Origin of the sequence: Sphingomonas sp. Leaf343, assembly GCF_001423765.1 — a bacterium.
Taxonomy (GTDB): Bacteria; Pseudomonadota; Alphaproteobacteria; order Sphingomonadales; family Sphingomonadaceae; genus Sphingomonas.
The window spans coordinates 313,353-338,016 of record NZ_LMPG01000012.1; the positions used below are offsets into that span (position 1 = coordinate 313,353).

Genomic DNA, 24,664 nt, shown 5'->3' on the forward strand with positions numbered 1-24,664 from the left:
TGACGTTCCAATGGGGGTTGGGGTCATGGCCGGAGTCGCAATCGATACGACCGCGGATGTCTTCACGTCGGTCCTGCAGGACAGGGTGAAGGCGACAGCGAAACAAAGCCTGCGACGATATTCGCACGATGACAAAGTCGTCGAAGCGGGCGCAACACTGGTCGGTAGCGTTCTGGACGCCGCGATCGAAAGCATCCGCAAGAAGGGTGACGTTGATATATCGACGATAGTCAGCGTCGTGGCGAAAAACTCCGCATCGATCGCGGGGCTGAGCGAAGGGCAGAAGATGGCGTGCTACAGCGCCCTGTTCGATTTCGCCGCAGAGGGCACCGGATCGGCCACCCTGATTAGCTCGATCGCGGGGGCGGAGGTCGTTACAGGCGGGATGGCGACGCCGGTCATCGCGATGCAGGCGGCGCTGCTCGCGAAGCAGACCGCCGACCTGACCAATGCCGCGATCAAGGTTCAGCAGCAATGCGGTCCGCTCGCGATCAGAGGCTATTCCGACATGAAGGTCGATTTCGCCATCTTCGGTGCGGAGGCGCTGAGGCAGCTTCAGAACAGTTTGATGCGCTCGGTCCCCTATTAGGGGAAAAAGCCGCGGCTGTAACGCAGCCTGTCCTCCCGCGTCGGGTGGCACGCCCCCGTTCACCGTCATTCCATCGCCGCATCCAGCATCTCCAGCGCGATCAGCACGCTGCGGTCCCGCACCGGGTCGCGACCGATGTCGCCGAAATGGCATTCCCGGTGGCGCGTCTCGCCCGAGCGGGTGGCGCAGGCGATGTGGACCAGGCCCGGTTCGTCGTCCGGCCCGGCCGGCCCCGCGAACCCGGTGATGCCGATCGCGACATCGCCGTGGGAATGGGTCAGTGCGCCCTCCGCCATCGCGATCGCCGTCTCCCGGCTGACGACGCCGCATTGTGTGATCCGCCGCTGCTCCAGCCCCAGCAACTCGCATTTCGCCACTTCGCTGTAGACGACGAAGCCACGCTCGAAGGCACCTGACGCGCCTTCGATATCGGTCAGCAGCGATGCCAGTTGCCCGCCCGTGCAGCTTTCCGCCGTCACGATCGACCATCCGCGCTCCGTCGCGCGCTCCAGCACCCGCCTCGCCCTGCCTGCCGACCCGCCTGCCTCCGACCCGCCTGCCTCCGACCCGCCTGCCTCCGACTTACCTGTCTCCGACTCCATGCTCTCGCGATCCTCTCTCCGTGCCGGATCAACCGACCACGGTTCGACGGGTTTCCGGTCAGATCATTGATCGCGATCAAACCTGCGCTTTCGACATCGCGCGCATCGGCGGGTAGATGACCGGGCATGGCCATCGTAATCCAGTCGCCGGAGGGAGGCTTTGTCGGCCCGGTCAAGCGGTCGGTGACGATCGCCGGCCATCAGACTTCCATCAGTCTGGAACCGGGCTTCTGGACGGCGCTGGAGGAGGCGGCGACCCGCCGCGCGCTGCCGCTGTCCGCGCTGGTCGCGGCCATCGACGCGGTGCGGATCACGGCGGCCGACCCGCCCAATCTGGCCAGCGCCATCCGGTCATGGCTCCTCGCGGATGCAACGCAGGATCATGCTCCATGATGCCCATCACTGAAAATCACTCGCAATAGCGTTGACAGTGCGAACGACTCTCAATAGCGGGGCCCCAACGAAATAAAGGGGTCTCCAGTGTCCAAATCGTCCGTGTCGTTCCTCGCCCTGTCATGCGTGGGCTTCATCGCCTCCGCTCCCGCATTCGCCGCCGAGGACGTGGCCAAATCGCCCGGCGCGGCGGTCAGCGCCAACGATCAGGACGGCAAGGCCCGCGCCGAACGCGACGACATCATCGTCAACGGCAAGGTCGAGGCCGCACCGGCGGAGGTGGAGAGCCCGAAGGCGACGTCGGCGATCATCGACACGCCGCAGACGATCACGGTCATCTCCGACCAGACGCTGCGCAAGCAGAACCTCCAGACATTGCGCGACGCGCTCCAGACGATTCCCGGCATCACCTTCGGCGCGGGCGAAGGCGGCGGCGGTTACGGCGACAGCATCAACCTGCGCGGCTATTCGGCGAACAACGACATCACCGTCGACGGCGTCCGCGACAGTGCGCAGTACAGCCGCACCGATCCGTTCAACCTTCAGCAGATCGAGGTCTACAACGGCGCGAACTCCGTCTTCAACGGCGCGGGGTCGGTCGGTGGGACGATCAACCTCGTGACGAAGGAACCGCGCGCGGAGGATCTGACGATCATCCAGGGCGGCGTCGGCACCGACGACTACTGGCGCGGTGCGGTCGACGCGAACAAGCGCGTATCGGACCTGATCGCGGTGCGGCTGAACGGGGCCTATCATCGCAACGACGTGCCGGGCCGCGATGTCGAGCGGTACAAGCGCTGGGGCATCGCACCGTCGGTCACGATCGGCATCGACACGCCGACCAGCCTGACGCTCGCCTACGTCCATCAGGAGGACCGGAACACGCCGGTCTACGGCGTACCCTATTACAAGAACGCGCTGTACGACGGCGAACTGCCGGGCGTGGATCGCAGCGACTATTTCGGCATCCGCAATCTCGACCGTCAGGATACCAACGTCGATCGCTTCACCGCGACGTTCCGCCACCGGATCAGCGACCAGTTGTCGGTCCGCAACCTGACCCGCTGGCAGCGGGTGGCGCAATATAGCGTCACCAGCGCGCCGCAGGGCACCTATTGCCTCGCCGCGACCTCGCGTACGCCGACCGGCGCCGCGTGCACCGCTTCGCTGACCAATGTGGTCGACGGCAATGGCGTGTTCCGCACTGCCGCCAATCCGCTGTCGATCACCGTGCAGCCCGGCTTCTTCCAGCCGAGCGGCCCGCGCGGCCTCGTCCGCGATCAGGTCAACGACCTGCTCTACAACCAGACCGATATCCGGCTGGAGACGGGAACGAAGGGCGGCATCCGCAACGTCGCGAACATCGGCGTATCGGGCACGATCGAGGACTACACGATCACCAACGCCTCGCTCCCCCGCAATTCGCTGGGCCAGGCGGTGGTGCAGCCGCAGATCAGCATCGGCGATCCCAACACCGTCTACACCGGTCCCGTGAACTTCACGATCACGGGCCAGTCCAAATCGGAGACGCGCAACCTCGCGGTGTATGCGTTCGATACGCTGGAACTCGGCCGCTATTTCGAACTGAACGGCGGCGTCCGCTGGGAGGTTCAGGACGCCACGTTCCGCGGCCTGCCGCTGCGGGTCGTGCCGCCGGGATCGACGCAGCTCACCGCGCTGGCCCAATTGCCGCAGACCAGCCACGAACGGCTGTTCTCCTACCGTATCGGCGCCGTGTTCCACCCGGTGCAAAATGTCAGCATCTATGGCGGCTACGGCAATTCGAAGACGCCGTCCTCGGCCACGGTGCGGCTGGGTTGCGGCACTCCGACGGCGTCGGCGACGGGACTGGCCCTGCCCTGCGAAGTGGCCCCGGAAACCGCGAAGAACTACGAAGCCGGGGTCAAGGCCGGACTGTTCGACCGCCGGCTGGAACTGACCGCGGCAGTGTTCCGCAACGAACGCACCAACTTCCGGGTCGCGTCGAACGATCCCGCGCTGCCGGCGGCGACGCAGGTGCTGGACGGCCGCTCGCGCGTCGATGGCATCGCGGTGGGTGCGTCGGGCACGATCGCGAAGAACTGGACGATCTTCGCCAACTACACCTATCTCGATGGCGAGATCCTCCAGTCGGTGTCGGACGCTTGCCTCGCCGCGCCCAGCACCGCCTGCGGCAACTCGGCGGCGCTGCCCGATCCGCAGCGCGGCACCTTCTTCGTCCAGACGCCGAAGCATTCGGGCAGCCTGTTCACGACCTACAAGCTGCCGTTCGGGCTGGAGGTGGGCTATGGCCTGACCTATCAGGGCAGCTTCGCGCTCAACGCCGCCACGCTCCTTGCGCCGACGCAATTCCGGTCGGACGACTACCTGACGCACCGCGCCTATATGGCCTATAGCTTCGCCAACGGCCTGACCGCGCAGGTGAATGTGCAGAACTTCACCGACGAGAAGTTCCTTACCGGCATCCGCAACAACGGCTGGGCAACCCCAGCCGACCGCCGGTCCGCAGTGCTGAGCCTGTTCTACAGCTTCTGAGCTTGGTAGCTTCCCCCCGGCCCCCCGGCCGGGGGGAAGACTCGGAAGGACCAGCATGCTGATCGCCATTCCCGACATACTGGATGCGGACGGCGTTGCACGCGTGCGGGCGGCGATCGATGGCGGTGAGTGGGTGGACGGCAACGTCACCTCCGGGCCACAAGCCGCGCTCGCCAAGCGCAACCAGCAGTTGCTGGAGGATACGCCGGCGGCGCGCAAGGCGGGCGGGATGATCCTCGACGCGCTTGGCCGCTCGCCGCTGTTCGTGGCGGCGGCGCTGCCGCTGAAGGTCTTCCCGCCCCTGTTCAACCGCTATGCCGGCGGGCAGGATTTCGGGCTGCACGTCGACAATGCCATCCGCATGAAGCGCGGCACCGATTTCCGCATCCGCTCCGACCTGTCCGCGACCCTGTTCCTTGAGGACCCTGCCGCTTACGAGGGTGGCGAGCTGGTGATCGAGGACCAGTTCGGACCGCAGACGGTGAAGCTGCCCGCCGGCCATATGATCCTCTACCCCGCATCCAGCCTGCACCGGGTGACGCCGGTCACGCGCGGCGTGCGGACAGCCAGCTTCTTCTGGCTTCAGTCGATGATCCGCGACGACGGCGAGCGGCGCACGCTGTTCGAGCTGGACCGCGCCGTACAGGCCGTGGCGGCGGATCGCGGTCAGGATGATGCGGCGGTCGTCCAGTTGACCGGCGTCTACCACAACCTGCTCCGGCGCTGGGCCGACGCCTGAATTGACCCCGCTACCGAGTGCTGCCACGGCGCGGCGCATGGCGCGGACGCGACGGACATCCGACAATCTCAGGCTGGGGATCGTACTGATCGGCGCGGTAGTGGTGGCCGCGATCGTCGCCATCGCGATCCGGCCCGCGCTAATCGGCCGCATCCTTCATCCGGGGCGCTACGCGATTTCCGGCGATGCGCGCCTGCCGGTCGGACGTTATGCCGATGCAGGAGCGGCGGTGCTGGGCGGACGCGTCGCGCGGCTGAGTCTGCCGCCAGACCGCGGCCCGATCATCGTCACGGGTGCAAGGACGGCGTTCCTCGATCCACCGACCGCGCAGGTGCTGGGGGTCACTGACGCGGACGGGATCGATGGCTGGCTGTATCGCGCGCCCGGCGGACCGCGGCCGATGGCCGATCCGGCGCAACCGGTCGACATCGTCGCGGCGCACGCCCGCGCACAGGTGGCGGGCGGGCGGCTGGCGACGATCGACTGGCCCACCGCACGAAACCCGGACTGGACAGTGACCTTCACGGGCGGCGGGCGATCGGTAGCTATCAAGGTCGCCGACGATACCGGCTCCGCAATCGCAGCCCCGGCGCGGTAGCAGGACCGCCCTTCATCCGGGCCTACCGCCCAAGCAGCACTCGCGCTTGCCCGGCGATCTGCGCCAGCATCGCCGCATTGGGTTGCGCCGCGTGACGTGCCCGATCAATGACGGCGCGGAACTGGCCGACGCGCGCGGCATTCCGCTCCAGCCACGCCTCGACCGAACCCTGCGGATCGGAGCCGCCGCACCGCGACAGCCAGTCGAGCCGCAACTGCTGGAAATCGCGGGCCAGTCCGGCGATCAGCAGCCGCTCCCACGGATCGGACGGGGTAATCCGCGCCGCATTCGCCTGCGCCCAGTCAAGGCCCAGCGCCTGCCCCAGATGCGTGAACGCACGCGTCAGCACCGCCTCCTCCTGCCCCAGCCGCGCGCCGAGATCGGCGAGGCCGACTGCCCCGTCGAGCGCGAACAGGCGCACCGTCCGCGCCGACAGGTCGGCGGGCGCACCGGCCGCTTCGAGACCGGCGGCGATGCGCGACGCCTGATCTCGCGCCTCCTCCTCCAGCAGCGTCTCGATGCCCGCGTCGAGCTGCGTGATCCCTGGCGACAGCCGGTCGAGCAGTGCGCCCACGCCCTCGCCCGGCATCGCGACGCGCAGCAGATCGGCGATGTGCGAGCGGGTCGCCAGCGCAACCTCGTCGAACAGCGCGATCCGCGCCGCTTCCGGCATCGTCGCCGTCTCGATCGCCGCCCACAGGTCGTTCAGGCCGAACAGCCGCTCCGCCACCGCGAACAGCGTCGCGATGTCGCCGAGCGCGGCACCCTCCTCTTCCGCCAGTTCGAACGGGTAGAGGATGCCGAGACGGTTGACGATCCGGTTCGCCAGCTTGGTCGCAACGATCTCGCCGCGCAGCCGGTGCTGGTCGATCGCAGTCCCGAACCGCTCGCGCATCGCCGTGGGGAAGGCGGCATGCAGGTCGGGCAGCAGCGCCGGCTCCATGCCCAGATCGGTGTGTTCGATCGCATCCTGCAACGCCAGCTTGGCGGTCGCGAGCAGCACCGCCAGTTCCGGCCGGGTCAGCCCCCTGCCCTCCTGCCCGCGCCGGAGCAGTTCCTCGTTGCGGGCCAGCCCCTCGACCTTGCGATCGAGGTGGCCGCTGGCCTCGAAAATCTCGATCACGCGAACATAGGACGGCATCGCAGCCGCGCCATCGCCCTCGGCGATGGACAGCGCCAGCGTCTGGAGGCGGTTATCCTCCAGCACCAGATGCGCAACATCGTCGGTCATGCCGGCGAGCAGCGCGTTGCGATCCGCCTCCGCCAGCCGCCCCTCGTTCATCTCGCGGTTCAGCGCGATCTTGATGTTGACCTCGTTATCGGAGCAATCGACGCCCGCCGAATTGTCGATGAAGTCGGTGTTGATCCGCCCGCCACGCGCGGAAAAGGCGATGCGCGCGGCCTGCGTAACACCCAGATTGGCACCCTCGCCGATCGCGGTAACGCGCAGTTCCTCCGCATCGACGCGCAGCCGGTCATTGGCCGGATCGCCGACGGTGGCGTTGTTCTCCGCCGCCGCCTTCACATAGGTACCGATGCCGCCGAACCACAGCAGGTCGGCGGGCGCCTTCAGGATCGCGGAGATCAATGCGGTCGGCTCCAGCGCGTCGACGGTGATGCCCAGCGCCGCCTTCACCTCCGGCGTGATCGGGATCGACTTGGCGGTGCGCGGGTGGATGCCGCCGCCGGCGGAGATCGGCGCGGCGTAATCCGCCCAGGACGAGCGCGGCAGCGCGAACAGGCGCGCCCGCTCCTCCCACGACGCCGCCGCATCGGGGTTCGGGTCGAGGAAGATATGGCGATGGTCGAATGCGGCCAGCAGCCGGATCGACTTCGACAACAGCATGCCGTTGCCGAACACGTCGCCCGACATGTCGCCGCAGCCGACGACGGTGATCGGATCGACCTGGACGTCGGTGCCACGCTCCGCGAAATGGCGTTGGACCGACACCCACGCGCCCTTGGCGGTGATGCCCATCGCCTTGTGGTCGTATCCCTGCGAGCCGCCGCTGGCGAACGCATCGCCCAGCCAGAAGCCGCGTTCCAGCGCCAGCGCGTTGGCCACGTCGCTGAAGGTCGCGGTACCCTTGTCGGCGGCGACGACGAAATACGGATCCTCGCCGTCCAGTACCCTGACGCCCTCCGGATGCAGGAGCTTGCCGTCGACGATGTTGTCGGTGATCGACAGCAGCGAACGGATGAAGATGCGATAGCTCTCCGTTCCCTCCGCCAGCCACGCATCGCGATCGACCGCGGGCGACGGCAGTTGCTTGGGATAGAAGCCGCCCTTCGCACCGGTCGGCACGATGACGGCGTTCTTCACTCGCTGCGCCTTCATCAGGCCGAGGATCTCGACGCGGAAATCGTCGCGGCGATCCGACCAGCGCAGGCCGCCGCGTGCGACCGGGCCCGCGCGCAGGTGAATGCCCTCGACCCGCGGCGAATACACCCACACTTCGCGCCACGGCACGGGCGCTGGCAGACCGGGGATCAGCGCGCTGTCCAGCTTGAACGCCAGCGCCTCCTCAGATGCCGGCGCATAGGCGTTGGTGCGCAGGCACGCGGCGATCAGCGCACGGTACGCGCGCAGGATGCGGTCGTCGTCGATCGCGGATACCGCGTCGAGACCGTCGGTGATCGCCGCCTCCGCCTCGTCGACGCTGCCGGTCGCCGCCGGGTCATGCGCGGCGGCGAACCGCGCCACCAGCGCCCGCGCCACGTCCGGCGCACGGCGTAGCGCATCGACGACGGTGGTCAGCCCGTACGTCAGCCCCGCCTGCCGCAGATAGCGGAACCACGCGCGCAGCAGCACGACCGATGCGGGCGCGAGGCTCGCATCCACGATCAGGCGGTTGAACGCGTCGTTCTCGGCCTTGCCCTCCAGCACCGCGGCGATCGCCGCTTCCAGCACCGGATTGTCGCCCTCGGTTCCGCCAGCGACGACGAAGTCGTGGACGAATGCGTCAACGGCTTCGCGCAGCCGCGTCGGCAACTCGCCGATGACGCGGAAGCCGAAATTCTCCAGCACCGGCACCGCGTCCGACAGCGCCAGCGCACCGCCCAGCTTGTAGATCTTGAGCTGTCGGTCCTCGCCCGGCTGCGACGGCAGGATGCGGACGGCGCGGCCATGCTCGTCCTCCAGCGCGGACAGGCGAACGATGTCCGCCGCCGCTTCCGCCGCCGACGACACGTTGCGGTAATTCTGCGGGAACGCCGCGGCCCAGCGCAGTGCGAGCCGCGCCGCTCGGGCGGCGGGCACCTGATCGGCCAGCGCGGCCTCCACGTCGGGCACCCACCCGCGCACCATCCGCTCCAACCGCTGCGCCAGCGGGGCAACCTCCGGCAGTGCGCCGCCGGTGCCGCGCAGATCGAGCATGTAGCGGATCAGCGCGACCTGCCCGTCCTCCAACGCGATCGACCAGTTCAGCAGGCGCGCGTTACCCGCCTCCTCCAGCATGTGCCCGATCGCGACGCGGCGACTGGTGGTCACGTCGTCGCGCGGCAGCCAGACGAAGCCGAACATGTGCCGGCCCAGCGGCGACTTCACCAGCACCAGCGCCGGTCGCGGCCGGTCCGCCAGCGACATCGCGGTCAGCGCCAGTTCCTCCAGCGAGGCCGCGTCGAACCCGACCACCAGATCGTGCGGCAATGCCGCCAGCGCGTGCGTCAACGCCTTGCCGGTATGGCCGCGCGGATCGAAGCCGAACTTCTCCTCCAGCGCGCTCAACCGCGCGCGCAGCATCGGCACGTCGCGTGGCGGCGTCGCCAGCGCCGCACTGGTCCATAGCCCCGCATGGATCGAAAGACCGGCCACACGCCCGCCCTCCATCACAGGCATCACGACGAGATCGACCGGCACCGCACGGTGGACGCTGGACACGACGTTGGATTTCAGCAGCAGCGGCGGCTGGTTCCCCGCCTCGAACCACGCGACCGCCAGCTTGCGCGACCCTTCCGCCAGGATCGGGCGCGGTTGCGGATTGGCGAAGATTCCCAGCGCCTGCGTGACATTGCCGTCCGCCCGCCACGTCTCGTGCCCCAGCAGCGTCATCTTGCCGTCCAGGAACCAGCGCAGCAGCGCCGCGCCCTCGCCCGACCACAGCGCATCGGCATCGCGCGCCAGCACCTTCTTGAGCGCGTCCCAATCGGCGACGGCGGCACGCACATCGGCCAGCGCGGCGGCGAGATCCTCGACCAGCTCACGCCGGTCGCGGGCGTCGGCACGCTCCATCTCCAGATAGATCATCGACTCGGCGCAAGCACCCTCGCCCAGCGTCGTCAGCCGGCCCTCGTCGTCGCGGGTGACGGGCACGACCGGGTGGATGATGCGGTCGATCGCGATGTCCTGCGACGTGATCGCGGCGGCGACCGAATCGACCAGGAACGGCATATCGTCATTGACGATCGCCACCCGCATCCGACGGCGGACATCGTCGGCCGCGATCGGCTCCAGCGCGATCGCCGGCTGTCCGGGCAGACGCGTGGCGGCGGTGGCGGCCACGAACTGCGCGGCGGTCTCCACCTCTGCGGGGCCGAAATCACGCAGCTCGCCCGGAAGCGCGCCGACGGTCAGCCGGGCGGCGAGCGCGGCTGTGATGTGTTCCATCTCCATGCCCGCCCTATGCGCCGGGCAGCGGGGCTACTCAACCCCGCGGAGGCGCTTCACCTCCTGCCGCGGGGTGCCTTGGCCGCAAGTGCCCTTGCGGCCAACTTCGCATCATTGTGGTGCGCGATCACGTCGAGAACGCCGTCCTCGCCGACGCGCGCGACCAGTACGATGGTGTCGCCAACCTTGGCGCCGGTATCGATTTCGACGCGCGCCAGAACCGGCCGCGCGATGGCCGCAGGTGCAGGCTTCGCCGCGGGGCGGCGCGCATCGCGCTCGGCCGCGACCACCGCCTTGATCCCGCCGTCGAAGCTTTCGAGGAAGCCGGCCAGACCGCCGCGGGCGATGCCCGATCGCTGCGCATGCCCCAGCACGGACGCGAATTCGGTGATGCGCGTCTTGTCGTAATCAGCCCCGAAGACCAGCTTCACGATCGGCGTCATCGGCGCACGCGCCTGCACCGTCAGGCCGGCATCGGTCAGCAGTTCCTGATACCCTTCCGCGTCGTCGGCGGCGACCAGCGCAAAATCATGCGCCCGACCCAGCGCACGGTAAAGGGCTGCACGGCTGCGCGTGTCGGCGACATGGACCTGCGCCGCCGTTTCGCGCGCCAGCGTCAAAGCGTCACCCAGTGTCGCGGCCGGATCGGCCTCCCGGTCGCCGTCCTGATGATCCGACTCGGCTCCCGGACCATCGGCCCATACGGCCGCGTCCCTCGCGTGCGGTGCGGCGCGGACGGCCGCCTCCAGCTCCAGATCCAGCGCTGCCTGCGTCATCGGATCGGCGGCTTCTTTCCAGTTGATGACGCCGTAGATGAAGTCGATGTCCTGGCCCGCGCCCGAAGAGAACGGCATCAGGATGCCACGATAGGCCGTCGTGCGACCCCGCGTGCTGACGAATTCCGCCTCGAAACCGATCGGCGCGCGATTGGCGATGATCTGCAGATAATGGTCGGTCAGGCGCGACAGCAGCGACCGACTGGGCACGTCGGCGATGTGCGACGGCGGCGTATCGAGCCCGCACTCCTCTCGCAGCGCACCGCCGAGGTACGCGATCGCCGGATCGGCGACATCGCCGCCGAAATCGAGCAGAACGCTATGCGGTCCGAAGTCGACGATGTTCTCCGGCTCCAGGTCCTCGATCGACGGATAGGCACGCCCCTTCAGCAGCGACACCCAGTGGTTGTAGGCGCGGACGTGCATCCGGCGCTCGTCTCCGCCCAGATCAAACATGCGGTCGTCCACATTGCCCTCCGCGTTCGGATCGCCCGCGTCCGCGGATGCGTGCTCTTCCAGGCCGAAATCGTCCTGCGGGAAATCGTCATGCGCGAAGACGTCATGATCCAGATCGCTGCCCCGGCGCGTGAGTTCGTCACGTCCGCTGAAATCATCCCGACCGAAGCCGTCCTGGCCGAATCCCATGTCCATCGTCGCGCTTTCCCTGACCTGAGGACGCTTGTGCGCCCGATTTGGTAAACGCGACGTAAACCGCTGGTGAAGAACGATCCTGCAACTACCCCTTGCCAGTCCCAATACCTGCTGGTAAGCGCCGCCCCCTCGACCGGGCACGCCCGGCTCCGGGCCGCTTTAGCTCAGCTGGTAGAGCATCGCATTCGTAATGCGGGGGTCACAGGTTCGAGTCCTGTAAGCGGCACCACCTTAAGCTATTGATTCCACTGTCAAACGCGACAGCGTGCGTTGCCTCCTTCAGGAGAGGGCGATAGCGAGGAAGCAAGGCGGAAGCATGGCGCGCGAGGTAACGCTTGGCTATTGCGGGCGCGTGGCTATCTCCTGCACGATGCCTCAGTGAAGACTGCAAGACGCATCGCATCACATTTAAGTGCTGGAGGCGTAGGTGCAGCAATAGCTGGGCCGATTGCGCTGGCGTACGGCCACACGGTTGAGGGAATAGATGCAGGCGATTGGCTTAGCATCCCAAACACCGTCTTGGGTGCTGTTCTCGGGGGAGCAGCAGCCTACCTAGCCGCCCCTAAAGCGTCGACTCGTGGAGGGCGAGACGAGGTAAACAGCGCTCTGCGCGATCTTCGTATAGCAGCCCAGCAAGCCGCTGCCATCGACGCGGAGCAAACGCCAGTTACGTCGTTAGAAGACCAAGCTATTGCTAATGCTGTTCGGTTATTCAAAGCTGCGGAGCGCTACGATTTTGCTCGTGCCCACACCCCGCCTGAAGACGCAGCGTCATCTTCGTTTAAAGTTGATGTAATTACCCACGAGATAAAGGGGGCTCTTGAGGCTGCCGATAAAGCTCTTCTGGGGGCACTGCCACGTCACGGCGCGGAATTTATAGTAGGCCACATCAACGAGGTCAAAGCTAGGTTTGGCCAGAAACTAATAGATGCTGTTGATGTGGCCCTAGCCTGAAGGGCGTTCGCGACCCTTTTAGATTTGTCTCAGCGATAAGTATCAAGCAATGGGTCTGAACCGCCCCGGGTTTGCCGGAGACTCCAACTCCTGAGAAGGTGGAGCCTGTATGAGTAAGACGACGAACAAGTTTGCGCCGGAAGTTCGGGAACGCGCGGTACGGATGGTTTTTGACCACGAGCGGGATCATTCTTCTCGATGGGCAGCCGTGGTGTCGATCGCGGAGAAGATCGGCTGCGTTCCGCAGACGCTGCATGAGTGAAGAAGGCTGAGGTCAACAGCGGCAAGCGTGCCGGTGTCCCGACCGAGGTTGCCGACAAGATGAAGGCGCTAAAGCGCGAGGTCCGTGAGCTGCGGCAGGCCAACGAGATTCTGCGCAAGGCGTCCGCATATTTTGCGCAGGCGGAGCTCGACCGCCCGTTCCGGCGATGATCGCGTTCATTGACGATCACCGCGATGCCTATGGGGTCGAGCCGATCTGCCGTGTCCTGCCGATCGCCCCATCCACCTACCACGAGCGTATCGCGCAGCGACAGGATCCGACACGCCTGTCGGCGCGGGCACGGCACGATGTTGCTCTCAAGCCCGAGATCGCGCGCGTGTTCGCCGAGAACTTCGCGGTCTACGGCGTGCGCAAGGTCTGGCGGCAAATGATACGGGAGGGAGTGCCCGTCGCCCGCTGTACGGTCGCGCGACTGATGCGCGAGATGGGCCTGGCAGGCGTGATCCGGGGCAAGCCGGTGCGCACCACAATCAGCGACAAGGCGGCGCCGTGCCCGCTCGATCACGTCAACCGCCAGTTCTACGCACCAGCGCCGAACATGCTGTGGGTCCCAGACTTCACCTACGTCGCGACCTGGGCGGGGTTCGTCTACGTCGCCTTCGTCATCGATACCTATGCTCGGCGGATCGTCGGCTGGCGGGCCAGCAGGACGGCGCATGCCAGCTTCGTCCTCGATGCCTTGGAACAGGCGCTTCACGATCGTCGGCCGGCCCATCGGCGCGGCCTCATCCATCATAGCGACCGGGGGTCGCAATATGTGTCCATCAAGTACACCGAGCGCCTAGCCGAGGCCGGGATCGAGCCCTCGGTTGGCAGCGTCGGCGACAGCTATGACAACGCTTTGGCCGAGACGATCAACGGCCTCTACAAGGCCGAGGTCATCCATCGCCGTGGGCGCTGGCGATCTTCCGAAGCGGTGGAATACGCGACCCTCGAATGGGTCGGCTGGTTCAACCATCGCCGGCTGCTGGAGCCCATCGGCAACATCCCGCCGGCCGAAGCCGAAGATCAATATTATGCTGCCCCGAACAACATCGATATGGCGGCGTGACACACAATCCAAGGCCTCCGGCAGACCCGGGGCGGTTCAGCCCCTTCGGCCGTTCGTGTCCGGACAGGACGGGAAGCCGCGACGGGAGCACAAGGTTTTCCGCGGGCTTCAGACGTCGGCCGGCTTCCACGGGCGGTACGATGCCGCCGCCGAGTACGAAAAGGCCGTGGCGGCTGCTCAGCGGCGGCATGGCGGGGCTTACTACAATCTAGGCACGCGCGTGGCTCGCCGAGACCTTCAGGGTCGGGATGCTCGAAGCCGACGAGCTGGAGCTATGGGATGAGAGCGGGGCCTAGGGGCTGCCGAGCACCGCAATGATGCGCTTCGAGCCACGTTCATCAACGTATTCAGCATAAAAAAGGGTTGCGTTCCAACCCGATGCAGGTAGCCTCACCCTATCGTATAAGGTGTACGGAATTAAGAGGGCACTTATGGTTCGATCGCTTGCAATGGCGTTTCGCCACGGACTTCTGGCATCGGTGGCGACTTGCGGCATTGCGATGGGAGCGGCCTCATGGGTCGCGCCAGCCGCAGCGCAGAGCTTCTCCAGCGTGAACGCTACCGGCACTGTGATCGACCTTCAGGGAAGGCCGATCACGGGCGCAACGGTCACCATTCGTTCAGAAGACCAGGGCTTCACCCGCACCACTCGGACGAATGGCAGTGGTTCGTTTTCCGTTCCGGAGTTGAGAGAAGGTAATTACGCCTTCACGGTCACCGCAAAGGGCTTCGATGCCTATAGCGAGACCGGCGTCCGCCTCACGCTAGGCAATGCAGCCAATCAGTTCCGGCTGAAGCCGCTCGGGGCCGCGGATGCAGTCCCTGGCGCAGACGGTGGCGACATCGTGGTGATGGCGCAGCGCACCCGGTCGTCCGATTTCGACGTCACCACGACCGGTGCCGTTATCAACGTCGCCGACCTCAGCGCGCGGGTGCCGGTCGCCCGCAACGTCCAGGCGTTGATCCAGCTCGCACCCGGCACCCAAGCCGGATCGGGCGCGTTCGGGAATCTCTCCTCCGTCAACGGTGCGGCTGTTTCGGAAAACGCGTTTTTCGTGAACGGCCTGAACATCACCGATTTCCGCAAGGGTCTCGCACCGGTCGAGGTACCATACGATTTTTACCAGACGCTGGAGGTGAAGACCGGCGGGTTCGCCGCTGAATTCGGCCGTGCGACCGGTGGATTCGTCAGTGCCACCACCAAATCGGGATCCAACGACTTTCACGGGGGCGTGCTGTTCACGTGGAACCTGGACGAACTGCGCAGCAATGCGCCCGACACATTTGGATCAGATAATAACGGCACCAAAAGCGAGAGCCGCCAGACGATCTTCCAACTGTCCGGCCCGATCATCAAGGATCACCTTTTCTTCTACGGGCTTTATCAGGCACGCGACAACACCAGCCGCAGCGCCGGGAGGCAATTCCTCGGCGATCCCCGCGATCAATCCGACGTTGATGATCCGGCGCAGTATCTGGGAACTTCGCGCAGTTACTATACCACGCGCTCGCCTTTTTACGCGGGCAAGATCGACGCTGTCATCACCGATGGCCAGCGGCTGGAACTCACATATTTTAGCACCAAGGGCACATCCTTTACCAACACGTTCGGCGATGCCACAAGCGACGATCGCCGGTACGACTACATCAACAACGTCGACGGCCCATTCAGCAGCCGTTCGACGGCACGTTTTGGCGGCAATAACTATGTGGGCCGATACACAGGCGTCTGGACGGAGTGGCTTACGCTGTCAGCCGCCTATGGTCGAAACGAAAGCATCTCACAGAACCAGTACTTCAACGCCTCCGGCCTTAACATCTCTAATGTGGAAGATCAGCGCGATCCACTCAATATCCGCACGCTGGTCGTCGGTGGCGGGTTCACCGATAGCAGCCGCGATATCCGCAAGTTCTATCGGGGCGACGTCGATCTGCGCTTTTCGCTACTTGGCAGCCATCATATCAAGTTCGGTTATGATAACGAAGACCTGCTCTCGGAGTCCCGCTACATTCCGTCTGGCAATGGCATCGGTTACACGTTGCTGACGGCGCGCGCTGGCAACATCTACAATTTGGCCCCTGGCACCACCTATGTGCAACAGGGCACGTATCGGCAGGAAGGATCCTTCACGTCGAGAAACGAAGCTTATTATCTTCAGGACAGCTGGTCGTTGGCGGGTGATCGCCTGAACCTCAACATCGGCCTGCGCAACGACAGGTTCAGCAACAACAACTCGCGAGACGAGACGTTCTACAAATCCGGCAACCAATGGGGACCCCGCCTGGGGTTCACGCTGGATCCGCTCGGCCAGCGCACCGACAAGGTCTATGGCAGCTTCAGCCGGATGTTCGTACCCGTGCCCTCGAATACGAATATTCGTCAGACGGGCGGCGAGCTGTTCTACACTCGCACCAACCTCCTTGCCGGCTTCGGAGCAGACGGCATTCCGATCCTGGGATCACCGGTGCTCTATCCAACGGCAGCGGCCTGCCCCGACGATGCGCTCCGCAATTGCTCGGTGACCGGAACCGGCGAACCGAGATCGGCCGAAGCGTCGGTTTCACAAGGGCTGAAGCCGCAGTCGGCTGACGAGTACATTCTGGGCTACGAAAAGCGTCTCGGGTCACGCTGGCGCGTCGGCGCCTTCTTTACCTACACCAAGCTCAACGCGGTGCTGGAAGATGTGTCAATCGATCAAGCCGTCAGAGGCTACTGCCAGCGGGAGGGTATCGCCGGCTGTGGAGATGTTTTTCAGGGCTACAGCCAGTACGTGCTCGTCAATCCCGGCCGCGCCGCAACGATCACCCTGTATGCACCGATCAACGGCGAGGATACTCCGCGAACGGTATCCTTCACTGCGAAACAGCTGGGCTATCCTGAAGCACGCCGGACTTACAAAGGCATGACCTTCGAAGCGCATCGCGACTTTGACGGGCACTGGAGCCTAGACGCATCCTACACATACTCGAAGACGATCGGTAACTACGAGGGCGGCGTCAAAACGGATAACGGCCAGAGCGACACCGGACTAACCACGGACTTCGACTCGCCGGGTAATACAATCGGCACGTACGGTTACACACCCAATGACAAGCGTCACGTCTTCAAGATCGCCGGTAGCTATCAGCTGTTCGACGCCATCAACATCGGCCTCAATGTTCAGGCTTATTCGCCACGCCGCTATGGTTGCATCGGCTATACGCCGTTGTCGGTCGATCCGTTCTCTGGAGCTGGCGGGCTTTTCTGCCAGGTCGGTGGAGATGGGACCATCAATACCGATCCTGCGGTGACGCAGCCATTGCAACTCGTCCGCCGCGGCTCCGTTTTCAAAAGCGACTGGCAGGTGATCAACGACGCTGACATCAGCTACACCTTCAACATTGGCGACGCATCGATGGTAGCACGGCTGTCCGTCTTCAACCTGCTGAACCTCAAGTCGAAGCTTAACTTCAATGAGAATGGCACCGATGGTCAAGGCGTCGCATCGCCATATTATCGCACGGTCACTCAGTACCAGGCTGGTCGCAGCGCGCGAGTTCAGATCGGCTTCAACTTCTGAGTCTCGCAAGACGATCCTTGTACTCGGCACAAACTTGGTGCTGGAGTACAAGGACGCACCGTCCCCTTTTGTCTATGGTGATGAATACCACGGCGATCATTGTAACGTCCCTGTCGGATCGATTATCAGATATTCTGCGTCATGGGATCATCATCAGCGAGATTGTGGGGAATAGCGCGATCCGCCGAACCGCACCCGCGGGGAGATTCGGCATCAACAGGATTCCCCTGGGCCAGGTATTGACGCGTCTCGAGTTGGAGGGCTTTCCCAGAATCTCGGCTCATCGACACTACTGCGTAGAGACAATGTCACGGCAACAAGCCAAACACATCTAGCGGCGTTGCTCAATGATAGGGCCGGAGGCGGCATACCAGGCCACGATGTGGATCCCGGATAACGACAGGACGGCTGTTGCACAGCCTCCAAATTGTCTGGCACAGTTCTATAAACGTCTCCGCGTGCATTCCCAGATGTCAGTTCGATACTTCGATCTTTTGCTCATCCCAAAGAGGTCAAGTACTACCCAGCTTATCGAGTGCTCGGTTAGCCTAAGCGAGTGTTACATCGTAGAGTATCTCCAGACTGCACCTCATGGGTTCTGGAGAAACGATCATGAAGGAATTCTGGATGCTTTCGTCTACCGCAGGTACACATATAGTATTCTCGACAGAGCATCTTATTGGGTCTGCGCCAAGATATCATTCCAGACCGAGCTAGCGGCCAATGATGGTGCTTAAAGCAATCTTAACTACGACAGACCCGCAACGCCGGCAACTTCACTTCCGAACGGCCGGCCTCGAGATCGTGAATTCCTTGGGTGGGGACGCGCCCATCAGGTTCTTGATGAAATAGTCCCATCGACGCCGCATCATGTAGTTGGACACATCACCATAGCCGTGATGCGCCCGGGGAAACAGGACGAGATCGAAATCCTTGTTCGCCCTCTCCAGCGCGTCGACCACCAGCAGCGTCGATGAAACCGGCACGTTATCATCGAGCAGCCCGTGCGCGAGCATCAGCTTGCCCTTCAGGTTTTTGGCAAGATCCTGATTGGCCTGCAGGTCGTAATTGGTCGTCTTGCCGTCATTCTCCAGCAAGCCGAGGTACTTCTCGTAGTAATCGTCCTCGTAGTTCCGGTTATCGTGGTTTCCGCTTTCAGCGATGCCTACCTTAAAGAAGTCGGGATAGCGGAACAGCGCGGCTGCGGTCGCATTGCCGCCGCCCGAATGTCCCCAGATGCCCACCCGATCGGTGTCCAACCACGCATAGCGCGTGGCTAGATCCTGGATACCGGTGACCTGGTCGGGGACCGCCTGCTTGCCCATGTCGCGATAATAATAGTCCTGGAAGGCCTTCGAACGCCGCGGCGTTCCCATCCCGTCGATTTCGACGACGGCAAAGCCCAGCTGTGCCAACGCGCCCGCATCGCCGGCCGCCGGGGAGAACTGCCGTGACGGGATCGTGCCCGTGAACGGACCCGGATATATGTAGTCGACGACCGGATATTTTCGCGTCGGATCAAGCCCCGCCGGCTTGAAGAGCAGCCCATGACACAGCGTCTTGCCATCGCTGCATCGGACGGCGATGCTCTCCGGTGCCTGCCAGCCCGCCGCCCGTAAGCGCGTCACGTCGCCCCTCGCAAGCTTCTGGATAAGCGAGCCGTCCGCGCGCCGCAGCACCGCGGTCTGCGCCTCCTGCGGTGTTGAGTAGATGTCGACGAAGTAGCGCCCGTCGCTCGACGGCAGCGCGATATGGTCCTGCCGCTCGGGCGTGAGCAGCATGGGCGTGCCGCCCTTCAGATCGATTGCGTAGATGCTCCGGTAGTAGGGATCGACGCCCGGCTCCCGCCCGACCCCGGCGATGAGCATCTTTCCGCTGCGCTCGTCGATATGGATCGGGTGGTCGACGTTCCACCGCCCACGCGTCACCTGTCGCAGGAGCTTGCCGGTTGTGGCGCTGTAAAGATAGTAATGACCCCAGTCGTCACGCTGGGACCACCACAGGATCTCGCCGCGTTCTGACAAATAGCGCCAGTTGATCCCCTCGTCATTGTACCCGCTGTCGAACCAGGTCGGCACGGTCTCGGCGAACACGTCGCGCACCGCACCGGTCGTCGCATCGGCGATGCGCATCGTCTCAACCTTGTGGTCGCGCGACGTCGACACGAATGCGAGCGTCCGGCCGTCCTTTGCCCACTGTATGTCCTGCGGACCCTCGCCGCACACCACGTCGTCGCACAACGACGACCGGTGCAGGTCGGGCGGCATATTCAAACGCACCACGTGGCCATCGTCGACGTCGACGATGACGCGCTGGATGTGAACGATCTCCTTGTCGCCCACGAACGGGTACTTCCATGTTTCCGTGGCGGAGTGGCCAACCTGCGTCGTTGTCGTGGTGAAGTCGGCTACGGCGCGCTGATCCTGCTGGAACGTCGCCACCTTCCTCGAGTCAGGTGACCAGATCACGATTGCCTGATCCGAATGCTTCCAGCCCGCATTGTCCGTCGCGTAGCCGAAGTCCTTCACGCCATCCCGTGTCAGCTGCCGCTCAGCGCCGCTGTTGACGTCCCGGACCCACAGGTTCCAGTCGCGCAGGAAGACCGCTTGCTTGCCATCCGGGGAAAGCACCGCTTCTGCCCGACCAGCGTTCAGCGCCGGAAGCTTCTTACAGGCATAAGGCTGACCCAGTGCGCAGTCATACCGTTCGCCACCAATACCGACGATCGCCCTGTCCGTCGCGGCGTCCGGCTCCAAGGTTTCGACGGCGAGCCTCGTAGCGTCCCGTTCTTTCAGCCCGGCCGCATTCAACGATGCAAGGAAAGCCACTGTCTCGAACGCTGGCGCCTTCGTGCCGGTGCCCGCGTCGCCCAGCATGATCGTGGGGACGCCGTGGCTGGTGTCTTGATACCAGAAGCGTCGAGCATCTATCCAATGCGCACTTCGCACGGCATGATCGACCAGCGGAGCCGTCCAGGGACCCAGCTGGTGCACGGCGCGAGTATAATCTGCGGCCGTCAACTCTTGCCGCTCTTGCGCGGCAGTCGGGCCGGCGATCATGGAGATCCAGAGGAAGCAGGCGATTGCGCGCATTGAAGAGCCTTCTGACGGAGATTTGCCGAGCTGCAGAAAGGAAGAACAAAGGCCCATCACTCCCGCCTCCTCCTTAAACGCGACCTGTACCAGCTCGGGCTGCCGGACGCCGCTATGCAGATGTGCTGTGGCGATCACAATGGCTTTGGGTCTACCACGCTGGGACCGGCCTGACGTTAAGGTCTACGGTCCGACATTCAGCGCGTGCTGGCTGTTTCCCGGCATCGGACGCTCGTCGATCTCCGGGGTACCGAGAGGCAAGCGCGGTGACCAGTCCGCATCGAACGGACCGGGTTGGCGGGGAGACGATCACTCCTGCCGCTGTCTTCCGACTATTCAACGCTACCGTCGATCTTCGCCCGGCAGTAAGCCGGAGGAGCGCATCACGACGCAGCAGATCGAAGGCGCGATCCTTGCGGAACACGGCGCCCCAGGTCATCGGGTTCCAGCTGGCATTGCCGGTCAGCGAGAAGGTAATGAATTCCGCCCTGCCGCCGATGTTCTCGATCGGGATCGCCCCACCCAGTCCTCCGAAGGCTGTCGGGACGCGGCTGTCCGCGCTGTTGTCCCGATTGTCGCCCAGCACGAAGACATGCCCCGGAGCGACGCGGTACGGCGGCATGTCATCCTCCGGCCCCGGGCCAAAGTCGAGCGTGTCGTAGGACGCACCGCCCGGCAGCGTTTCGTGGATAACATGTAGGCGACAGAATAGTCGGCCAGCCACCGTCACGCGGACATAGCCTGCAAGTCGCCGTTCATCGTCCGGGTCGTTCGGGTCGCAGCGGAAGTTGCCGTCCACCGGCATCAGCCGGTATCCCCTGTCCTGCGCCGCGACAGTCACATCCGGTCGTGGACCATCTGAACCGTGTCGCCGGGCAGGCCGACGACACGCTTGATCAGATCTTCGCCTCGCCGTGCGGCGTCGGGCGGGGTCAGGATGACCACGTCTCCGCGTGCCGGGTAACGACCGAAAAGCCTGCCCGCCACGAATGGCAGCAGGTGGAACATCGGCGACACGTAGGACCAGTCGTTGCAAGACAAGGCTATCGGATTACCGTGCGTCGAACTCGCGACGGTCGATGACGCCGTCATGATTTCGGTCGACCTGCTCGAAAGCCAGCGTCGGGGTCGAACGAGCGATCGACGGTGCCGCTACACCGAAACCGGCGACCATCCCGAGCAGTCCGGCAACGCCAATGCGACCATAGCGACCCCACGAATGGGACGGCGGCGAACGTGCCTCAACCTGTTCGTCGATGAACTGGCGGATTGCTTCGCTCGCGGACCGTACCTGATCCCGACAACGATCCATGAAGGCCGACTTGATCTCATCCGACAGCCGGACTTCGATCGACACGTTCTTCTTCGCCGGTTTCATCGCGCCATCCTCAATTTGCGGTCACGGTATCGTCACGGCGCCTATGCCGCTTTCGCCCCCTCGGCGATCACCATCGATTTCTGGCCTTTTTCCGGTGATCCTGTCGCGCCTGTTTTCCCGGACGGTGGAGATTCGGCGTGAACTGGACGGGATTCTCTAATGCCGATCCGGGTCACGCCGGACACTGTCCTGGTTGACGGGAAAGCAGCGGACGCAGTCCCGGACCTCAACGAGACACAGCTTTCGCTGTTCCGGTCCGGCAAGGTGCGCAGCATCCGGTCCGCCACATTGCGCGGATTGACGTGACCCAGTCCTTCATCCAGCGGCAACCAGGGACCGACCGGTGTTGTCGGGCAGGAGTGCGGGTGGCGCACCGGCAGCGGAAGCGGCCAGGGAACTTAGCCCAGCGACGAGGGCGGCGGCCCGGTATTATAATCAGCGATCCAGCGCGCGAGGATCGAGCGCGCCTGACGGACCGTGAAGAACAGCGCCTCAAGCTCTCGACGAACCTGTTCTGCGTCGGCCTTCCCGGTGCGATGTCATGCCACTGGACGCCCCCTGCGCGGGCGCCCGATGGCCTGTGGCGGGCTTGCATCCCTTCCTGCGCCGCGCGCCCGGTGAATTCCGCGGCAGATACACCCCAACCCGCTGACCGAGTGTAAGCCCTGATCCGCGCCGCCATCGAGTTGGCAGCAGCTTGCAGAACTCCAACTGCGGCGCTACTAAACTTGCATTCGAATGCAAGGAGAGGCATGTGGCGGTTTGGCTGAAGCGTGGTCGTAACGCTGAGACGACGGCGGCAAACGACCGGCAGGTGCGTGACACTGTGGAAGCGATCCTCGCCGACGTAGCCGCTCGTGGAGACGCGGCGGTTCGCGAACTCTCGAACCGTTTCGACGGTTGGGACCGCGATTCTTATCGTCTCGACGATCGCGAGATTCAGGACTGCCTCGACCAGATGTCGGCGCAGGACCTGAAGGATATCGAGTTCGCGCAGACGCAGGTGCGTAATTTCGCACAGATCCAGCGCGCTTCGATGACCGACGTGGAGGTCGAGACGCTGCCGGGCGTCGTGCTGGGTCACCGTAACGTGCCGATGAACGCGGCAGGCTGCTACGTGCCAGGCGGCAAATACCCGCTGCTGGCATCGGCCCACATGAGCGTCATCACCGCCAAGGTTGCGGGCGTGCCCCGCGTGGTCACCTGCGCGCCGCCTTTCAAGGGCAAGCCGGCTCCCGCGATCGTCGCGGCGCAGGCGATGGCGGGCGCAGACGAAATCTACTGCCTCGGCGGTATTCAGGCGGTCGCGGCGATGGGCCTCGGGACCCAGTCGATCGCGCCGGTCGACATGCTCGTCGGCCCCGGCAACGCCTTCGTCGCGGAGGCCAAGCGCCAGTTGTTCGGCCGCGTCGGCATCGACCTGTTCGCCGGCCCTACCGAGACGCTGGTGATCGCCGACGAGATCGGCGCGGACGCCGAACTGTGCGCGACCGATCTGCTCGGTCAGGCGGAGCACGGTCCGGACAGCCCGGCGATCCTGCTGACCACGTCGGAGGCGTTGGCCCGTGCCACGATGGCGGAGGTGGAGCGGCTGCTGACCGTGCTGCCGACCGCCGATTATGCCCGCCGCGCCTGGGAGAGCTTCGGCGAAGTGATCGTCGCCGGGGACGACGCCGAGATGGTCCGTATCGCCGACGACATCGCGTCCGAGCATGTGCAGGTGATGACGCGCGACCCCGACTACTTCCTCGACCACATGACCAACTATGGCGCGCTGTTCCTGGGGGCGCGGACCAATGTCGCGTATGGGGATAAGGTGATCGGCACCAACCATACGCTGCCGACGCGTGGGGCGGCGCGCTATACGGGGGGCCTTTGGGTGGGCAAGTTCCTGAAAACCTGCACCTATCAGCGCGTCACCAGCGATGCGGCATCGGCGATGATCGGGGAATATTGCAGCCGGCTCTGCGCGCTGGAAGGCTTTGCGGGCCACGGCGAGCAGGCGAACGTGCGCGTCCGGCGCTATGGCGGTCGCAACATCCCCTATGCCGGCGTCGCGGAAGCGCTGGTCCCCGCCGAATGATCGCCCTGCCGCGCTCGCCCGGATTTCGCCTCGACGGACGCAGCGCGCTCGTCACCGGCGCGGGGCGCGGCATCGGGCTGGCGGCCGCAGCGGCACTGGCGGAGGCGGGCGCGCACGTCACGCTGGCCGCTCGAACCGCATCGGAAGTGGAGACCGCCGCCGCGGCGATCGTCGCGGCGGGTGGAACCGCCGCGCCGCTCGTACTGGACGTGCAGGATATCGCCGCCGCCCGTGCCGCGATCGTCGCGGCGGGGCCGTTCGCGATCCTCGTCAACAATGCGGGCACCAATCGCCCGAAACCGTTCACGGAGGTGACGGACGAGGATTATGACGCGGTGCTGGACCTGAACCTGAAAGCGGCGTTCTTCGTGGCACAGGCCGTGGCGCAGGGCATGATCGCGGCCGCGAGCGGTGGATCGATCATCCACATGGGTTCGCAGATGGGCCATGTCGGCGGTGAACGCCGCAGCCTGTATTGCGCCTCCAAATGGGCGCTGGAGGGCCTGTCGAAGGCGATGGCGCTGGATCTGGCCGCCCATGGTATTCGATCCAACACGATCGCGCCGACCTTTATCGACACGCCGATGACCCGCCCGTTCTTCGAGGACACGACATTTCGCGCCTCCGTCCTCGCCAAGATCAAGCTCGGGCGGCTCGGCACGGTCGAGGACCTGATGGGGGCGATCGTCTACCTCGCATCCCCCGCATCCGCCCTGGTCACGGGTACCAGCCTCGTCGTCGACGGCGGCTGGACCGCCGACTGAAACCGCTCCG

General features: G+C 64.8%; 16 protein-coding genes, 1 tRNA gene, 1 pseudogene and 1 other annotated feature. Of the genes and pseudogenes, 12 read left to right on the plus strand and 6 right to left on the minus strand.

Annotated elements, in window-relative coordinates; translation table 11 throughout:
• Window positions 1-25 precede the first annotated feature (25 nt).
• A complete protein-coding gene (locus tag ASG07_RS10995; RefSeq protein WP_055845952.1) occupies window positions 26-589 on the plus strand; it encodes a hypothetical protein in 564 nt (187 codons plus the stop codon).
• A 65-nt stretch (window positions 590-654) separates the two neighbouring features.
• Here the strand turns inward: ASG07_RS10995 and ASG07_RS11000 are convergent, their stop codons facing one another.
• Window positions 655-1,191 carry a CinA family protein gene (locus tag ASG07_RS11000; RefSeq protein ID WP_082474728.1) on the minus strand — a complete coding sequence of 179 codons (537 nt, stop codon included), beginning with the start codon at window positions 1,189-1,191 and terminating at the stop codon, window positions 655-657.
• A gap of 126 nt (window positions 1,192-1,317) precedes the next feature.
• On the opposite strand from ASG07_RS11000, the gene ASG07_RS11005 reads away from it, so the two are divergent.
• The 4 genes from ASG07_RS11005 to ASG07_RS11020 all read left to right on the plus strand — a co-directional run bounded on the left by ASG07_RS11005 (window position 1,318) and on the right by ASG07_RS11020 (window position 5,456).
• Window positions 1,318-1,584 (plus strand): ribbon-helix-helix domain-containing protein, encoded by a 267-nt coding sequence (locus ASG07_RS11005; RefSeq protein ID WP_055845959.1) that lies wholly within the window; start codon window positions 1,318-1,320, stop codon window positions 1,582-1,584.
• An 87-nt stretch (window positions 1,585-1,671) separates the two neighbouring features.
• Window positions 1,672-4,119 carry a TonB-dependent receptor gene (locus tag ASG07_RS11010; protein WP_055845962.1) on the plus strand — a complete coding sequence of 816 codons (2,448 nt, stop codon included), beginning with the start codon at window positions 1,672-1,674 and terminating at the stop codon, window positions 4,117-4,119.
• 55 nt (window positions 4,120-4,174) lie between these two features.
• Window positions 4,175-4,858 carry a Fe2+-dependent dioxygenase gene (locus tag ASG07_RS11015; protein WP_055845966.1) on the plus strand — a complete coding sequence of 228 codons (684 nt, stop codon included), beginning with the start codon at window positions 4,175-4,177 and terminating at the stop codon, window positions 4,856-4,858.
• Between the two features lie 37 nt (window positions 4,859-4,895).
• Window positions 4,896-5,456, plus strand: a complete 561-nt coding sequence (locus ASG07_RS11020) for a hypothetical protein (protein ID WP_055845968.1) — start codon at window positions 4,896-4,898, stop codon at window positions 5,454-5,456.
• Between the two features lie 22 nt (window positions 5,457-5,478).
• On the opposite strand, the gene ASG07_RS11025 is transcribed toward ASG07_RS11020, so the two are convergent.
• Together ASG07_RS11025 and ASG07_RS11030 are read right to left on the minus strand one after the other, a co-directional pair.
• On the minus strand, window positions 5,479-10,062 hold the full coding sequence (locus tag ASG07_RS11025; RefSeq protein ID WP_055846179.1) for an NAD-glutamate dehydrogenase: 4,584 nt from the start codon (window positions 10,060-10,062) through the stop codon (window positions 5,479-5,481).
• 56 nt (window positions 10,063-10,118) lie between these two features.
• Entirely contained in the window at window positions 10,119-11,483 is a 1,365-nt protein-coding gene (locus ASG07_RS11030) for a hypothetical protein (RefSeq protein WP_443024607.1), read from the minus strand.
• Window positions 11,484-11,642: 159 nt separating this feature from the next.
• Between ASG07_RS11030 and ASG07_RS11035 the strand changes: the two genes are divergently transcribed.
• From ASG07_RS11035 to ASG07_RS11050, 4 genes and pseudogenes are all read left to right on the plus strand, one after another.
• Window positions 11,643-11,718: transfer RNA gene (locus ASG07_RS11035), tRNA-Thr, on the plus strand.
• A 149-nt stretch (window positions 11,719-11,867) separates the two neighbouring features.
• Window positions 11,868-12,443 carry a hypothetical protein gene (locus ASG07_RS17240; protein WP_156361831.1) on the plus strand — a complete coding sequence of 192 codons (576 nt, stop codon included), beginning with the start codon at window positions 11,868-11,870 and terminating at the stop codon, window positions 12,441-12,443.
• 109 nt (window positions 12,444-12,552) lie between these two features.
• Window positions 12,553-13,777: pseudogene (locus ASG07_RS11045) on the plus strand (IS3 family transposase).
• Window positions 12,830-12,946, plus strand: a sequence feature (AL1L pseudoknot). It overlaps the preceding pseudogene by 117 nt.
• A gap of 449 nt (window positions 13,778-14,226) precedes the next feature.
• Entirely contained in the window at window positions 14,227-17,337 is a 3,111-nt protein-coding gene (locus ASG07_RS11050; RefSeq protein WP_168377341.1) for a TonB-dependent receptor, read from the plus strand.
• Between the two features lie 776 nt (window positions 17,338-18,113).
• On the opposite strand, the gene ASG07_RS11055 is transcribed toward ASG07_RS11050, so the two are convergent.
• The 3 genes from ASG07_RS11055 to ASG07_RS11060 form a co-directional block, all read right to left on the minus strand.
• Window positions 18,114-20,429, minus strand: a complete 2,316-nt coding sequence (locus ASG07_RS11055; protein WP_055845979.1) for a S9 family peptidase — start codon at window positions 20,427-20,429, stop codon at window positions 18,114-18,116.
• Window positions 20,430-20,580: 151 nt separating this feature from the next.
• A complete protein-coding gene (locus ASG07_RS17245) occupies window positions 20,581-21,234 on the minus strand; it encodes a S26 family signal peptidase (protein ID WP_156361832.1) in 654 nt (217 codons plus the stop codon).
• Between the two features lie 32 nt (window positions 21,235-21,266).
• Window positions 21,267-21,437 carry a S26 family signal peptidase gene (locus tag ASG07_RS11060; protein WP_236694641.1) on the minus strand — a complete coding sequence of 57 codons (171 nt, stop codon included), beginning with the start codon at window positions 21,435-21,437 and terminating at the stop codon, window positions 21,267-21,269.
• A gap of 82 nt (window positions 21,438-21,519) precedes the next feature.
• Between ASG07_RS11060 and ASG07_RS17250 the strand changes: the two genes are divergently transcribed.
• The 3 genes from ASG07_RS17250 (at window position 21,520) to ASG07_RS11075 (ending at window position 24,654) form a co-directional block, all read left to right on the plus strand.
• Window positions 21,520-21,948 carry a hypothetical protein gene (locus ASG07_RS17250; RefSeq protein ID WP_156361833.1) on the plus strand — a complete coding sequence of 143 codons (429 nt, stop codon included), beginning with the start codon at window positions 21,520-21,522 and terminating at the stop codon, window positions 21,946-21,948.
• A gap of 613 nt (window positions 21,949-22,561) precedes the next feature.
• The gene (hisD, locus tag ASG07_RS11070; protein WP_055845989.1) at window positions 22,562-23,890 is read left to right on the plus strand and encodes a histidinol dehydrogenase; all 1,329 of its coding nucleotides are present in this window, start codon (window positions 22,562-22,564) and stop codon (window positions 23,888-23,890) included.
• Window positions 23,887-24,654 carry an SDR family NAD(P)-dependent oxidoreductase gene (locus ASG07_RS11075; RefSeq protein ID WP_055845994.1) on the plus strand — a complete coding sequence of 256 codons (768 nt, stop codon included), beginning with the start codon at window positions 23,887-23,889 and terminating at the stop codon, window positions 24,652-24,654. Before hisD ends, ASG07_RS11075 begins: the two co-directional genes overlap by 4 nt.
• Window positions 24,655-24,664 lie beyond the last annotated feature (10 nt).

Bases quoted from the DNA above. Each gene is read 5' to 3' on its own strand.
- ASG07_RS10995 (WP_055845952.1), top strand. From the start codon at position 26: ATGGCCGGAGTCGCAATCGATACGACCGCGGATGTCTTCACGTCGGTC.
- ASG07_RS11075 (WP_055845994.1), top strand. From the start codon at position 23,887: ATGATCGCCCTGCCGCGCTCGCCCGGATTTCGCCTCGACGGACGCAGC.
- ASG07_RS11005 (WP_055845959.1), top strand. From the start codon at position 1,318: ATGGCCATCGTAATCCAGTCGCCGGAGGGAGGCTTTGTCGGCCCGGTC.
- ASG07_RS17245 (WP_156361832.1), bottom strand. From the start codon at position 21,234: ATGCCGGTGGACGGCAACTTCCGCTGCGACCCGAACGACCCGGACGAT.
- ASG07_RS11055 (WP_055845979.1), bottom strand. From the start codon at position 20,429: ATGCGCGCAATCGCCTGCTTCCTCTGGATCTCCATGATCGCCGGCCCG.
- ASG07_RS11050 (WP_168377341.1), top strand. From the start codon at position 14,227: ATGGCGTTTCGCCACGGACTTCTGGCATCGGTGGCGACTTGCGGCATT.
- ASG07_RS11030 (WP_443024607.1), bottom strand. From the start codon at position 11,483: ATGGGATTCGGCCAGGACGGCTTCGGTCGGGATGATTTCAGCGGACGT.
- ASG07_RS11020 (WP_055845968.1), top strand. From the start codon at position 4,896: ATGGCGCGGACGCGACGGACATCCGACAATCTCAGGCTGGGGATCGTA.
- ASG07_RS11060 (WP_236694641.1), bottom strand. From the start codon at position 21,437: ATGTTCCACCTGCTGCCATTCGTGGCGGGCAGGCTTTTCGGTCGTTAC.
- ASG07_RS11000 (WP_082474728.1), bottom strand. From the start codon at position 1,191: ATGGAGTCGGAGACAGGTAAGTCGGAGGCAGGCGGGTCGGAGGCAGGC.
- ASG07_RS11025 (WP_055846179.1), bottom strand. From the start codon at position 10,062: ATGGAACACATCACAGCCGCGCTCGCCGCCCGGCTGACCGTCGGCGCG.
- ASG07_RS11015 (WP_055845966.1), top strand. From the start codon at position 4,175: ATGCTGATCGCCATTCCCGACATACTGGATGCGGACGGCGTTGCACGC.
- ASG07_RS17250 (WP_156361833.1), top strand. From the start codon at position 21,520: ATGATTTCGGTCGACCTGCTCGAAAGCCAGCGTCGGGGTCGAACGAGC.